Annotated in this window: 13 protein-coding genes; 4 read left to right on the top strand and 9 right to left on the bottom strand. The window is 65.6% G+C overall.

From position 1 onward, the window contains the following. From GGD82_RS15970 to mazG, 9 genes are all read right to left on the bottom strand, one after another. On the bottom strand, window positions 1-1,017 hold the full coding sequence (locus tag GGD82_RS15970) for a CheR family methyltransferase (protein ID WP_150063323.1): 1,017 nt from the start codon (window positions 1,015-1,017) through the stop codon (window positions 1-3). Beyond that, window positions 1,001-1,558, bottom strand: a complete 558-nt coding sequence (locus tag GGD82_RS15975) for a chemotaxis protein CheW (RefSeq protein ID WP_150063324.1) — start codon at window positions 1,556-1,558, stop codon at window positions 1,001-1,003. Before GGD82_RS15975 ends, GGD82_RS15970 begins: the two co-directional genes overlap by 17 nt. Window positions 1,559-1,635: 77 nt before the next feature. After that, complete coding sequence (locus GGD82_RS15980; protein WP_150063325.1) at window positions 1,636-3,846, bottom strand: HAMP domain-containing methyl-accepting chemotaxis protein; 2,211 nt, start codon at window positions 3,844-3,846, stop codon at window positions 1,636-1,638. A gap of 59 nt (window positions 3,847-3,905) precedes the next feature. After that, window positions 3,906-4,430 (bottom strand): chemotaxis protein CheW, encoded by a 525-nt coding sequence (locus GGD82_RS15985; RefSeq protein ID WP_150063326.1) that lies wholly within the window; start codon window positions 4,428-4,430, stop codon window positions 3,906-3,908. Then, complete coding sequence (locus GGD82_RS15990; RefSeq protein WP_150063327.1) at window positions 4,427-6,568, bottom strand: chemotaxis protein CheA; 2,142 nt, start codon at window positions 6,566-6,568, stop codon at window positions 4,427-4,429. The genes GGD82_RS15985 and GGD82_RS15990 overlap by 4 nt, the downstream gene beginning before the upstream one ends. Window positions 6,569-6,614: 46 nt before the next feature. After that, complete coding sequence (locus GGD82_RS15995) at window positions 6,615-6,980, bottom strand: response regulator (protein WP_150063328.1); 366 nt, start codon at window positions 6,978-6,980, stop codon at window positions 6,615-6,617. Window positions 6,981-7,006: 26 nt separating this feature from the next. Next, window positions 7,007-7,399: an STAS domain-containing protein gene (locus GGD82_RS16000; protein ID WP_150063329.1), complete on the bottom strand. Its 393-nt coding sequence runs from the start codon at window positions 7,397-7,399 to the stop codon at window positions 7,007-7,009. An 874-nt stretch (window positions 7,400-8,273) separates the two neighbouring features. Then, a complete protein-coding gene (locus GGD82_RS16005) occupies window positions 8,274-8,915 on the bottom strand; it encodes a hypothetical protein (RefSeq protein ID WP_150063330.1) in 642 nt (213 codons plus the stop codon). Next, a complete protein-coding gene (gene mazG, locus GGD82_RS16010; protein ID WP_150063359.1) occupies window positions 8,885-9,712 on the bottom strand; it encodes a nucleoside triphosphate pyrophosphohydrolase in 828 nt (275 codons plus the stop codon). Before mazG ends, GGD82_RS16005 begins: the two co-directional genes overlap by 31 nt. 183 nt (window positions 9,713-9,895) lie before the next feature. Here mazG and rpoZ point away from each other — a divergent pair, with 183 nt between their 5' ends. The 4 genes from rpoZ (at window position 9,896) to lepB (ending at window position 14,469) form a co-directional block, all read left to right on the top strand. Then, entirely contained in the window at window positions 9,896-10,339 is a 444-nt protein-coding gene (gene rpoZ, locus GGD82_RS16015; protein ID WP_150063331.1) for a DNA-directed RNA polymerase subunit omega, read from the top strand. 202 nt (window positions 10,340-10,541) lie between these two features. After that, window positions 10,542-12,692: a RelA/SpoT family protein gene (locus GGD82_RS16020; protein WP_150063332.1), complete on the top strand. Its 2,151-nt coding sequence runs from the start codon at window positions 10,542-10,544 to the stop codon at window positions 12,690-12,692. A gap of 143 nt (window positions 12,693-12,835) precedes the next feature. Continuing rightward, a complete protein-coding gene (locus GGD82_RS16025) occupies window positions 12,836-13,624 on the top strand; it encodes a pyridoxine 5'-phosphate synthase (protein WP_150063333.1) in 789 nt (262 codons plus the stop codon). A 107-nt stretch (window positions 13,625-13,731) separates the two neighbouring features. Then, window positions 13,732-14,469: a signal peptidase I gene (gene lepB / locus GGD82_RS16030; protein ID WP_150063334.1), complete on the top strand. Its 738-nt coding sequence runs from the start codon at window positions 13,732-13,734 to the stop codon at window positions 14,467-14,469. The last annotated feature ends 15 nt before the right edge of the window (window positions 14,470-14,484 follow it).

A 14,484-nucleotide genomic window follows, 5' to 3' on the forward strand; every position in this document is an offset into this window, starting at 1 on the left:
TTACGCCTCCCCCGTCGGGGCCGCACCGAGCCGCTGGTACACCGCCGCAGCAACGGAGCGGAGCGGCAGCGCCATGCCGTGCAGCGCCTCGGAATGGCTGACGAAGAGGTATCCGCCGGGCCGAAGGCGCTCGCACAGGCCCCGGAGCGCTTTTTCCTGGTTGTGCCGCTCGAAGTAGATCAGGACGTTGCGGCAAAAGATGATATCCGCGCTGCCGGCCGGACCCCAGTCCGGGCTGAGGAGGTTGATCGGTTGGAAGGTCACCATCCGCCGCACCTCCGGTGCGATCCGGACCGTTGCGTTTTGCGGCTCACGGGCCTTCAGCAGATAGCGGCGGCGCAGCGCCTCGGGAATCGGGTCGCTCATGGCGGCCGGATAAACGGCCCGCCGTGCCACCGCCAGGGCATCCGTGTCGATATCAAGCCCGAGGACGGAGGAGCGGAATGCCCCCTGCGTGCGGGCGTATTCGCTGAGCACCATGGCCATGGTGTAGGGCTCGGCGCCGGTTGAGCAGGCCGCACTCCAGATGCTCAGCGGCCGTGTGTGTCCGGCGCCCGTTCGCGCCATCACATCGGGCAGCGCCCGATCCCGAAGACAGGAAAAATGCGCCGGTTCGCGAAAGAAATCGGTTTTGTTGATGGTCAGAGCGTTGACCAGGTTGGGGAACTCGACCGCAAGCCGTTCTGGGGCTTTCAGAAGGGCGGCGTATTCGCGTAGGGACGCCAGGCCAAGCGCCCGCACGCGGCGGCGCAGCCGGCTTTCGACCAGGCACAGTTTAGCGGGCGGTAGCCGGATGCCGACGCGCTCCTCGAACAGGGCGGCCAGCCATCGGAATGTTTTGGGGTGCAGCGAGTCCTCAAAGGCCCGCGTCGCACCCGTGACGGCGCGGGCCGACAGAACGCGCCGGGTGGCCGGTGTCGGTCCGGGGACGCGGGTCCCAGCGGCCGGGTCGTTATGTGTTACAACGGTGGTGGACGCGACGGCGCCCGCGCGCGTGGGCTCAGAGGCGGATATCATCGGCGGACGCCATCGTGAGATCGGTGAGACTGAAGACCTTCGCAATGTCGAGCACGACCACGAGGTGGCCCTTGCGGCGGCCCAGACCCGCGACCGCCGGGGATCGCCACGCGCCGCCCAACTCCGGCGGGGCCTCGATGTCCGCCTCGTCCAGCGCCGTGACCTCGAACACGCGGTCGGTCAAGGCGCCGAGCACGGCGGCGCGGTCGCCGAACGGGACCTCCAGCACGACAATGCGGGTGTGTTCGGTCTGTTCGCCCGAGCTCAACCCGAACGTTACGCGAAGATCGAACACGGGCACGCTCTGGTGGCGCACGTCGATCATGCCGCACACGGACGGCGGCATGTTCGGCAATCGCGTGAAGGGTTGCGGATCGATCACTTCCCGGACGCAGGCCACGTCCAGCGCGAAGACCTCGCGATCGACGCCGACGGTGACATATTGTGTGTCCGCCTGTGTCGACCGCACCTCGGTCGCGGCCGCACTGAGGCCTCGGGGCGGTCCGGAACCCGGGCTTCGAGGCGCAGGGTTCGCAGTCATGGCGCCAGTCCTTCCTTGATGAACGCCGGGACGGTCGGTGTTCGGGCCCGTCGAGAACGCGGGGCGGGGGTGTGGCCTCAGTAGCGTTCGTACCGCGCGTCCTCGTCGTCATCGAGGTCGAGGGTGATGCCGCCGCTGCGCGCGGGCGCGGACGCCCGTTCCGGACCTTGGCCGTTGGTCCCCGGCCGGGCCTTCGGGGCGGCGGCCGACTTGGCCGCGGTGTTGCCTGGTGCGGGGCGAACGCAGGCCGGTTTGGCGGACGTGGACGATGGCGCGGAACGGACACCACCGCGCGGCGTGTCGTCGAGGTTGAAGAAGGCCATCGTGCTGTCGAGCTGCTGGGCCTGCGCCGACAGTTCCTCCGACGTGGCCGACATTTCCTCGGATGCGCTGGCGTTCTGCTGCGTGACCTGATCCAACTGCCGGATCGCGGTGTTGATCTGCTCGGCGCCGGCGTTCTGTTCCCGGGCGGCGGCGCTGATCTCCTCGACCAGTTCGGCGGTGCGGCGGATGTCCGGCACCAGCTTGGTCAGCATGTCGCCGGCTTCGGCGGACACGGTGACGGTCTCCGACGACAGGGTCATGATCTCCGATGCGGCGGCCTGGCTGCGTTCCGCCAGTTTGCGCACTTCCGAGGCCACGACCGCGAAGCCCTTGCCGTGCTCGCCGGCGCGGGCGGCCTCGATGGCCGCGTTCAGCGCCAGAAGGTCGGTCTGGCGGGCGATCTCCTGCACGATGTTGATCTTCTCGGCAATGGTGCGCATGGCCTCGACCGCCTTGGACACCGCGTCGCCGCTGGCTTCGGCATCGCGGGCGGACTGGCGGGCGATCTTCTCGGTCTGGGTGGCGTTGTCGGCGCTCTGCTTGATGGTCGAGACCATTTCTTCCATGGAGGACGAGGCCTCCTCGGCGGCGGACGCCTGTTCGGACGCGCCTTGCGCCATCTGCTCCGACGTGGCCGAGAGCTGTTGGCTGCCGGACGCCACCTGTTCGGCGGCCCCCAGAGCCTCGCTGACCACCGTGCGCAGGCGGTCCAGCATGTTTTCTAGGGCGATGCCCAGCGTGTCTTTGTCAGACAGACGCTTGGCGTCGACGGACAACTGACCGTTGGCGATGCTCTCCGCCACGCTTGCCGTTTGCTTCAGGTTCGCCGTCATGCGGTTCAGGGCGTCGACCAGATCCTTGATCTCGTCGTTGGCCTTGACCTCGACGGTCTGTTCGAGGTCGCCGAGGGCGACGTCGTTGGCGAGACCGACCGCCTTGCTCAGCCCGCGACTGACCGAGAGGGAAATCCATGTGGCGATGATCGTGCTGGCCACCACGATGAAGATCATCGCGCTGATCATAAACGTGCGCACCGAGTCATAGGCGGCTGTGCTGTCCGCGACTTCCTCGGTCATCAGCTCTTTGCTTCGTGTGGAAAGGTTGTCAACGGCCTCGTCGATGGCATTGGCGATGTCGCGTGCTTCCGTGTTCAACAGGGCGAAGGCCTTGTCCCTGCTGTTGATCATGGAGAGCCGGCGGATCTGTTCGGAAGTCGCGATGTAGCGGGTCGCTGAGTCTCGAAGGGTTTGGACGGCGGCCGGATCAAGATCGGTGGCCACGCGGTGCAGCGTGTCCAGACGCTCCACCCATTCGCGGATCATCGTCTCGGCGTCCGCATTGAGGCTTTGCAGGATCTCCGGCGAGGATTCGATGATCATCTCCCGCTCCGCGATTCCCAGACGGTGCAGGGTGTCGGAGAACTGAGCGATCAAGAGGCTGTCCCGATCATCGGACCGCAGGCGAGCGGCCCGGGCAAGTGTTTCCAAAGCCTCTTCCATGATGACGACCTCGGCTTCGCCTTCCGAGTCCATCATGATGCCGGCCTTGTGATTCGTGTTCTGTTGGGCAAGGCTGTATATATCATCAATAAGCGCGCTGTATTTTGTGACGCTTGAGATCAGGTTTTCTGTATTTCTTCGGCCGTAGTCGGTCTGAAGCAGGGGCTTTAAATCATCGATAGCAGCATTCATTATGGATATATCAGTTCCTATATTATCCATGAGCCGCTTCATTTCCTCTTCACTGTTGGTCTGGACCATGTCGCGCGCCCGACGCTGCGAGTTCAGGAACCGGGCTTTGATCTCGCCCGTGAGTTCAACCTCGCGGGCGTTGACGTCGACGATGAAGCCGACGCGGTCGTGCATGTCCGACATGGCGTCCAGGGCCAGCAGGGACGATGCCCCGGCCAGGAGGACGATCAGGGTGAAGGCGGCGGCCAGCTTGGCCTTGATAGTGATGCGCATGAGACCTCCTGGTCTTTTATCGGTCACCGGTCCGGGTGACCTCGCCACGTCGGATGGGCTTAACGGCCAGTGTCGCCGTCGACCCCGAAGACTTTTTCCACGTCGAGGATGACGATGAAGCCGTCGTCGCGACGGCTGATGCTCTTGACGAACTCGGCCCGCCAGCTGATGCCCACGGCGGGCGGGTCGCTGAGTCGCGCGGTATCGATGTCGACAACGCCATGGACCTTGTCGGCCATGATCCCGACCAGCGTGTCCTCGCCGTCCATCGGCACGGACAAGACGACGATCCGGCTGTCGACGGTCCGTTCGCTTTCGGTGGTCAGGCCGAGGCGAGCCCTAAGCTCGACCACCGGCACGACCTTGCCGCGCACATTCAGCAGCCCCTTGACGAAGGCGCCGCCGTTGGGCACCGGCGACAGGGGCACGACGTCCAGCACTTCCAGCACGATGGCCGTTTCCAGGGCGAACACGGTTCCGGCCAGGGCCATGGACAGCACGGTGTGTGTCTCGCTGTCTGCCGCGCCATGGGCGGCCAGGGACGGGCCCGGGGCTGAAACGGGGGTGGGGGCCGCGTGCGTCATGGGTGCGCCTCCGTGGCTGTCGGACGCCGCTCGTCCCCCGATCCGGCGGGCGGACGCATCTTGACCAGACGGGGCACGTCGATGATGAGGGCGACGGTGCCGTCGCCCAGAATGGTGGCGCCCGAAAAATCGCGCACATGGGCCAGAATGCGGCCCAGCGACTTGATGACGGTCTGGTGCTGGCCGACCACCTGGTCGACGACCAGACCGATGCGCGCGCCTTCGGCCGCCGCGACCACGATTTTCTGGTGCGCATCCGGGGGGGGCTCGGCCTGGAACAGCTCGCGGAGCCAGAGGAACGGCACCAGCGTGTCGCGGATGTTCAGGAAATCGCAGCCGTCCTTGGCCTGACGTGTCGCCGCAGGCAGTTCGACGCATTCCTCGACCGCCGAGAGCGGGATGACGTAGTGGCCGCGGCCCACGCGCACCAGCAGGCCGTCGATGATGGCCAGGGTCAGCGGCAGCCGGAGCGTGACGGTCGTGCCCTGACCCGGCGTGCTCGACATTTCAATGGTGCCGCGCAGGCTGTCGATGGTGCGCTTGACGACATCCATGCCCACGCCGCGCCCGGACACCGCGTTCACCTCGCGGGCGGTCGAAAAGCCTGGATGGAACACGTAGGCGAGCAACTCGCTGTCGGAGAGGACGGCATCGGGAGCCAGCAGGCCGCGCTCCTCCGCCTTGGCGCGGATCGCGTCGCAGTTCATGCCGCGCCCGTCGTCGCTCACGCGGATCAGGACCTGCGTGCCGGAGTGCGCCGCCGACAGATGCACATGGCCGTGCGCGGGCTTGCCGAGGCGCACCCGCTCTTCCGTGGTCTCCAAGCCGTGATCGATGCAGTTTCGAATCAGGTGAACAAGCGGATCGTTCAGCCGCTCGATCACCGTCTTGTCGAGTTCGGACTCCTCGCCCTCCATGGTCAGGTCCACGGTCTTCCCGAGGTCGCGGGAGACATCCCGGACCACCCGGCGGAAGCGGCCGAACAGGGTGGCGATCGGTACCATACGGATCCCCATCGTGGTTTCCCGCAGGTCCGTGGACAGGCGCTCGATGTCCTCGGCGACGTCCCGCAGATGCGGGTTGTCCGTCTCGCCGGACAGGCGGGTCAGCCGCGCCTGGGCAATGACGAGTTCACCCACCAGATCCATCAGGCTGTCCAGCCGCTCCGCCTGGACACGAATGGTGCTTCGGGCGCCGTCCGTCCCGCCGGCGGCCGCCCCGTTGGCGGTGGCGGTGCCCTGCGCGCGGGCCCGTTGCTCGACCAGCGCGGACACGACCCGTTCCGAGGACACGTCGCCACTGCCGACGAGAAGTTCGCCCAGCGGCCGCTGGCGTTCCAGCGTCGCGGCGACGGTCGTCGCCGTGATGTCGCCCCGGTCCACGAGGATTTCACCCAAGCGTTGCGGCACATCGTCCGGTTCGATGGGCTCGATGCGGATGGTGGCGCCGTCGGCGACGAACAAAAAGATATCGTCGATGGCGGAGCGCGGCTGGTCCGTGGTCAGGAAGATGTCCCAGGCCATATAGCAGGCTTCGGGGTCCATCTCCGCCAAGGGGGGGATGGCATCGGGCAGGCCGATCGTGATGCACGGCCCCAGGGTCTTCACCTCGTCCAGAAGACGAAGGCAGTTGGTGCCGAACGCCATGACGTCGGGCGCCAGCGTCAGCCGGATGTGCCACGAGTGCGGGGCGCCCGCCTCGGGCGCGGACGGCGCGGTGTTTTTGGGACGGGCGGCGGTGTCTGCGTCGCTCGGCCCGTCGGGGGCCTTCTGCCACAGAGCGCCCAGCCGGGCTGTGATCCAGGCCTCGCGCTCTGGCTCGTCTTCGTTCTGGAGAAGGCTTCGGATGTGATCGAGGGAGACCAGCGTCACTTCCAGTAAGTCCGGCGAGACCGGAGCCTCTCCGTCCCGCACACGTTGAAACGCGTTTTCGACCTGATGCGTGAAGGCGGCGACGTGGTCGAACCCGAACACCGCGCCCGATCCCTTGATGGTGTGCAAGGCACGGAATACGCGGTTGATCTGATCGGCATCCTCAGGGCGCGTCTCCAGGTCGAGCAGGCCGGCCTCAAGCTCCGCCAGGAGGTCGTCCGCTTCGGACAGAAAAACCTCGGCGTTCGGCTGCTGAATGCTGCTCATGGTGGACCTTCTTCCAACCGTTGGGAGCCTCTGGCCGGCGCTTCTGCTAGCCAAGGAATCGTTTGACGACGGCAACCAGTTGTTCGGGTTTGAACGGCTTGACGATCCAGCCGGAGGCACCGGCGGCTTTGGCCTGCGCCTTTTTCGTCTCGTCGGACTCCGTGGTCAGGAAGACGATCGGCAGGAACTTGTGGGCCGGCGTGGCTCGGATATCCCGAATGAACTCCAGGCCGTCCTTGTTCGGCATGTTCAGGTCGGTGATCACCATGCCCACAGTGCCCGCGCGCAGCTTGGTCAGCCCGTCGACGCCATCGACGGCGGTGACGGTGGCATACCCGGCCCCGTCCAACGTGAAACTGACCATCTGACGGATGCTGGAAGAGTCATCGACCACAAGAACCGTGTTCGCCATGATAACGTGCGTCCTTTTTGTAATGTTCAGTGCCCGGACCAGAAGGGATTGAGCCACCCCTGTTCCGGGCCATCGGGGTGCGCAAAACCGCCCGAGATCAGGGCGCTGGCGAGAGCGCCGCTGGCCGGTGCGGCCAGGACGACCGGGCGGCCGGCATCCTGGCCACCGGCGCGCGCGGCCAGAAGGATTTGCAGGAAGGTCAGATCGGCCTCGGTCACGGCGCGGCAGTCGACGACCACGCGTTTGGCGTCCGGCGTGCTCAGGGCCGCCAGGAGGCGGGCGCGGATGGCGCCGGCCTCCGCAATGCCGCAGGCGCCTTCGAACGGCACAACGATGTCGCCGGCGGCCGGCAGGGCGGGACGGGAGATGGTGGCACCATCGGATGACTCCGGGGTGGTTTGGTTCGGTGATTCCAGCATTGGTGCCCTCGATCGTTCGGCGTGGGCAGGGGCGGATGGCTCTGCCCCCGCAGCGGGCTACTACTGACCGGCGCCGTTTGTCTCTTGGCGCCGACTCGACTTCGGCTTTGTTTTTCAAGGGAAATGAAAAAACAAAAAAGATAAATTTATTAGCACTCTGTATGAATTACAAGGGGCATGGATGTTCTCTTTATGATCCAAGTTTTATTGTGTTTTACATTTCTTCGCTAAATCATATTTGTTGACAATGGAGTTCATTAACGGACAGTGGAGTGAATATTCTGATCGTGTGTTTCTGGCTCGGTTCGAAACGAAAGGCGATAGGCTGTAGGTGCGGAGAAGAGTGTGGGTCTTTATGCGTAATGCTGTCACAGTGCCCATAACAACTTTTCTCTCATTTATCCAGGCATTGAGCATAAGACATGGTTATACCTGCGCGATTGTTGGTACAAGCGCGCTTGATGTATGGCTTTGGTTATGGTGCATAACAGGATGGTTGAGAAACCGGCGCCTAACTTACTGAAGAGAAGTCTAAAAAGCCGTGTCATGATGACCGAGCACGAGGCGCGTTTTGATTTATATGCGTCGCGTGAACATCTTATAGTGTGAGCGGGGAGGTCTGTGCGCTGCGCATACCTAAACGATTCAACAGCTTTGGCGCGCGCCCGGTCCTGAGTTCGCGATCTGGTCTGCGCCGAATCGCGCACGTTCGCCACACGGCCGTTCAGGGGATCCGCATGGTTCATATGGCGAACGATATAGGTGCACGCTCAGATAAGGCGACGGCCCGATTCTGGGGGGCGATCGTCGCCGGACGCGCGCGTCACGTATCAACCCCGAGGGATTTGGCGGATTGTCCGCAGGCTCGGCGGATCTACCGGGCCAAGACGATGCGCGGGGCTTCGTCGGTCACGTGGCGCACCACCCAGTCGTAATAGACGAACCCGTTCGGCCCCGACTGGATGTCCTGCGCGTTGTGCTGCAAGACACTGGCGTTGGTCGCCACGCGCATCTTGCCGCGCGTGTCCATGCCGGCGGCGAGGAGGCGTTCCTTGTTGGCGTCCGTCAGGCCGTGGGTACGGACGATCATCAGGCCGTCGGCGCGCGAAATGATGGCGATGACCCGGGCGTTGGAGCGCAGGAAGTAATAGCTTTCGTCGCCTTCGACGTGGCCGGTGGTCTGATAGAACACGCGGAACCGGCCGGAGCCCTCGTGTTCCACGGACTGGAAACCGGGGTAGCGTGTCAGGTCGGTGCGGATGTTCTCGACCTTTTCGGCGATTTCCGCCTCGGACAGCTTGCCCTCGCGGATGTCGGACCAGAGCGGCGCCCAGGTCAGGGTGCCCTTGTAGGTCAGTCCGAACGCGCCGTCGCGGTTGATGCGCACCTCGACCAGGAAGTCGTCGGGCACGTAACAACTGGCCACCAGCGGGATCACCAGCAGCACCGCGGCAAGGGCCCGCAGCGCAATCGCCGCCCGGGTCCTCAGCCCACCTCGCCCTTGGCTTCGTGCCATAGCGCTTCCATCTCCTCAAGCGAGGCGTCGGTCGCCTCGCGGCCCGTGGCCGCCAGCCGCGATTCGAGGTAGCGGAACCGGCGTTCGAACTTCGTGTTCGTGTGCCGCAGGGCCGATTCGGCATCGACGGAGAGCTTACGGGCGAGTTGGACACAGGTAAACATCAGGTCGCCGACCTCGTCCGTCACGCGCTCCTTGGGGGCCCCGGCGTTGACCTCGGCACGGACCTCGTCCAGTTCCTCCTGAACCTTGTCGAGCAGCCGGTTCGGATCGGGCCAGTCGAACCCCACCCGGGCCACGCGCTGGCCGATCTTCTGCGATCGGACCGTGGCGGGCAGCCCGACCGTCAGGCCGTCCAGCACGCCGGTATGCGCCTTGGCGGCGCGCTCCGCCTGCTTTAGGGCCTCCCAGGCTTCGGTCTGGGCGGCGGCGTCGGCAATCGCCGCGTCGCCCCCGAAAATATGCGGATGGCGCCGCTCCATCTTGTCGGCGATGGCCGCCACCACATCGGCGAAGGTAAAGTGCCCGGCCTCTTGCGCCATGCGAGCGTGAAACACCACCTGAAAGAGAAGGTCGCCGAGTTCGTCCTTCAGGTCCTCCATGTGGCCGCGTTCGATGGCGTCGGCGACCTCATAGGCTTCCTCCAGCGTATGCGGCGCGATGGAGGCGAAGGTCTGCGCTAGGTCCCAGGGGCACCCGCCCTCCGGGGTGCGCAACCGGGCCATGATCGCCAGCAATCGCTCAAGGTCGCCGGGTGAAGCAGGCGAGGGTACGGGGGGCGTGTGATCGTCGGTCATGCGCTCTGGCGTACCGGCTTCGTCGGGCGAGCGCAAGCGCGCCGCCACCGTCGGTCGCTTGTGCGCAGCACCGGCGCCGGACGCCGGAACGGACCCGGCACAATTCGCCACGCCGCGCTTGCGGCGCTGCGGGAGACCGACTATATAGCTTGGTTCGATTGAATTTTTCCTCGGGAGAACACGATGGCGCGCGTCACCGTCGAAGATTGCATTGAGCGGATTCCGAACCGGTTCGAACTGGTGCTGTTGGCCGCCCAGCGGGCGCGCGACATCGCCGCGGGCAGCCCGCTGACCATGGACCGGGACAACGACAAGAACCCGGTGGTCGCCCTGCGCGAAATCGCGGAGCGGACGGTGGTTGAGGACGACCTGACCAATGGCCTCATCACCGGCCTGCAGAAGCACGTCGAAACCGACGAGCCCGAAGAGGACGAGTTCGACGCCCTGGCCGCGCAGCGCCAGATTCCGTCCGACGCGCGCGACGCGGCCAACGAGGCGGAAGAGGTGTTCGCCGACGGCCTGACCGTGCACGGCGACGGTGGCGAGGCCGAGGACGCGACGCCCGCGCAGGCGGTTGCGGTGGACGAGGCCGAGGCGGACGAGCGGGGCTTCCCGGAGGAGTCCTGATCGGCGCCATGGCAGGGTGTAGGGCAGGCTGCGGGGCAGGGCGCGGCGCGCCCGAGCGGCTGGACCCCCGGGGCGTGTCCGCGACGTCAGACAGGATGGCAGGCCCCCCACGCGCGGCGGCGCGTGATCAGATCCGAGTGGAACGCCCACGCCCGGTGGGGCGATCCCTTCGTCGCGACTCGGCGGACGGGAGGGCGGCCTCATGATGCGGCAAGTCGAGTTGGTCGAACGCGTGGCGGCGTACGACCCCAACGCGGATGAGGGCATCCTTAACAAGGCGTATGTGTATGCCGTGAAGATGCACGGTTCGCAGCTGCGCGCCTCGGGGGATCCGTACTTTTCCCATCCGGTCGAAGTGGCCGGCATACTCACGAACTACAAGCTGGACAGCGCCTCGATCGTCACGGCGCTGCTGCACGACGTCGTCGAGGACACCGACGCCTCCCTCGACGACATCAAGCGGAACTTCGGGGCGGAAGTCGCCACCCTGGTCGACGGCGTCACCAAGCTGGCCAAGATCAAGCTGGCCCCCAGCGGCAGTACGCGCGAGGCGGAGAACTTCCGTCGGCTGGTGCTGGCCATGTCCAACGATATCCGCGTGCTGCTGGTCAAGCTGGCCGACCGGCTGCACAACATGCGCACGCTGCATTTCATCAAGAAGCCGGAAAAGCGCCAGCGCATCGCCCTGGAGACGATGGAGATCTACGCGCCGCTTGCCGAACGCATCGGCATGCACGAGATCAAGGACGAACTCCAGGACCTGGCCTTCAAGCAGATCCATCCCGACGCTCGGGATTCCATCCTGGCCCGCCTGGAGTACCTGCGGTCCCACGGCGGTGAACTGGTGCCGGTGATCGTGGACGAACTGCGCCAGGTCATCTCCGAACAGGGCTTGCAGGCGCAGATCGCCGGCCGTGAGAAAAGCGCCTACTCGATCTGGAAGAAGATGCGGGACAAGGATGTCGGGTTCGAGCAGCTCGCCGACATCATGGCCTTCCGGGTCATGGTCGAGTCCCTGGAGGACTGCTATCGGGCGTTGGGCGTCATCCACGCGCACTATCGCATGGTGCCGGATCGGTTCAAGGACTACATCTCGACCCCGAAGGCCAACGGCTACCAGTCCATCCACACCGCCGTGCTGGGGCCGCGCAATCAGCGCATCGAGGTCCAGATCCGCACGCACGACATGCACGAGGTCGCGGAACGCGGGGTGGCCGCGCACTGGTCCTACAAGCAGGGCCGCCACGAGCCGCTGGATGGCACGCAGTACCGCTGGCTGCGCGAGCTGATCGAGATTCTGGAGCACACCAGCAGCCCCGACGAGTTCCTGGAACACACCAAGCTGGCGATGTACCAGGATCAGGTGTTCTGCTTCACGCCGAAGGGGGACGTCATCAACCTGCCCGCCGGCGGTACGCCCGTGGACTTCGCCTATGCGGTCCACACCGACGTCGGCAACAAGTGCGCCGGGGCCAAGGTGAACGGCCGGCTGGTGCCGCTGCGCCACGTGCTCAACAACGGCGACCAAGTGGAGATCGCGACCAGCAAGACCCAGACGCCGTCGCCGGACTGGGAGCACTTCGTCGTCTCCGGCAAGGCGCGGGCGCAGATTCGCCGCTTCATCCGCCTGAAACAGCGCGAGCAGTACCAGGACCTGGGCCGGCAGATGCTGGTCAAGGAGTTCAGCCGCGCCGGCGAAACCTACACAGAGAAGGGGCTGGAGGGTGTTCTGGGGCGGTTCCGGGCGCCGACTCTGGAGGACCTGTGCGCCGAGGTCGGGGCCGGTACGATCGCCGCCCGCGACGTGGTGACGGCGGTCTATCCCGGCATCAAGACCGCGCCGCGCCTGCCGCGCGTTCTCCCCACTCTGGGCAAGGGCTGGACCCGGTCCAAGCCCGACCGCGACGCCATTCCGATCAAGGGCCTGATTCCGGGGATGGCGATCCACTACGCGCGCTGCTGCCACCCGCTGCCGGGTGATCGCATCGTGGGCATCGTGCACACGGGCCGCGGGGTGACCATCCACACCATCGATTGCGACCAGCTCGAACAGTTCCAGGACACGCCGGAACGCTGGCTGGATCTAAGCTGGGACGAGGACGCCACGGTCAACGCCCACACCGGCCGGCTGAGCGTGGTGGTGGGGAATCATCAGGGGTCCCTGGCCGAACTGACCACGGTGATCGCCAAGAATCTGGGCAACATCAGCAATCTGAAGATCACGGGGCGGACCGCCGATTTTTTCGATATGATCATCGACGTCGAAGTCCGGGACGTGCGGCACCTGACCAACATCATCGCGGCCCTGCGGGCGTCGAACGCCGTCAATTCGGTGGAGCGGTCGCGTCGGTAGGGGGCCCGTGAGGTGCCCGCACGTTGATCGCGGCGGGGCGCGCTCCATATCCGGCGCGCGTGACTGCGTGCGGCTGCCCGATGGAAGCCACAAAGACACCCAAAAAAAGATCCCCTGATAAAACCACCACGAAGGTCTGTCCGATGAGCACCGGTTCCCGTTCCGCGTCCGCGCTTCGTCTGGGCGTCAACATCGACCACGTCGCCACCATCCGGAACGCCCGGGGCGGCCTCGCGCCCGACCCGCTGCGCGCGGCCCTCATCGCGGCCGAGGCGGGGGCCGACGGCATCACCGCGCATCTGCGCGAGGACCGGCGCCACATCTCCGATCACGACATCGCGCGCCTCAGCCGAGAGCTGGACCTGCCGCTGAACCTGGAGATGGCGGCGACCGCCGAGATGCTGGACATCGCCCTGCGTCACCGTCCGCACGCCGCCTGCATCGTGCCGGAGCGCCGCGAGGAGCGCACCACCGAGGGCGGTCTGGACGCCGCCGGTCAACAGGCGCATCTGGCGCCGATCGTGGCGGCGCTTGGCGACGCGGGCATCCGCGTCTCGCTGTTCATCGAGCCTGCGCCGCACCAGATCGAGGCCGCCGTGGCGTTGGGCGCGCCGGTGGTGGAACTGCATACGGGGACCTACTGCGACGCCATGGGGGAGGCCCGCTTGGTGGAACTGGAGCGCCTGCGGGCCGCCGCGCAGCTTGGGGCGCGGCATGGCCTGGAGATCCACGCCGGGCACGGGCTCGCCTACGACACCGTGGGCCCCATCGCGGCCATGCCGGAGATCCGCGAGCTCAACATCGGCCATTTCCTGGTGGGCGAGGCCATCTTTGTCGGCCTGCATGCATCGATCCAGCGGATGCGCGCTTTGATGGATGAGGCCCGGCCCGATGGTCCCCGCGAACGGGCCGCCGCGTCCGGCCAATCTTGACTTTGAGGGGAGGGGCTGTCTTGATCGGCGCGCGTTGGAACGGAGCGGATCGTACGAAGAGCGATGCGGCGCGTTCCCAGAATTCCGAGGGGTGCGCGAGCGGCTTCATGCAGAAGAAAAAAACCGGTGGGTTCGGAGAAACGATCCGGACCGTGATCTATGCTGTTCTCATCGCCATTGTCATCCGTACCGTGGCCTATGAGCCGTTCAACATCCCGTCGGCCTCAATGGTCCCGACGCTGGAGATCGGGGACTATTTGTTCGTCTCCAAGTTCTCGTACGGTTACAGCCGGCATTCGATGCCGTTCAGCTTTCCGCCGTTTCCCGGCCGGATCCTGGTGACGGAGCCGAAGCGCGGTGACGTCGCGGTGTTCAAGCTGCCGTCCGATCCCTCGGTGGACTACATCAAGCGGGTCATCGGCCTGCCCGGCGACCGAATCCAGATGATTCGTGGTGTGCTGCACATCAACGGCGACCCGGTGCCGCGCGAGCGCGTCGAGGACGCGGTGTGGCACGATCAGATCGGCAGCGTCCACCGCTCTCCGCGCTACGTTGAGACGTTGCCCAACGGTGTCACGCACTTCATTCTGGAAGATCGCCGCGACAGCGGGCCGTACGATCAGACCCGTGAATTCGTGGTGCCCGAGGGGCACTACTTCATGATGGGCGACAACCGCGACAACTCGGCCGACAGCCGCGCCGACGTCGGGTTCGTGCCCTTGGAGAATTTCGTGGGGCGGGCCGAGGTGGTGTTCTTCTCCAACGACGGCTCGGCCGCGCTGTGGGAAGTCTGGAAGTGGCCTTGGGCGATTCGGTTCGACCGGCTGTTCACGGTCGTCAATTAGAGGCGTGCGAACGGT

Origin of the sequence: Roseospira marina (assembly GCF_014197855.1) — a bacterium.
GTDB classification, from domain to species: domain Bacteria; phylum Pseudomonadota; class Alphaproteobacteria; order Rhodospirillales; family Rhodospirillaceae; genus Rhodospira; species Rhodospira marina.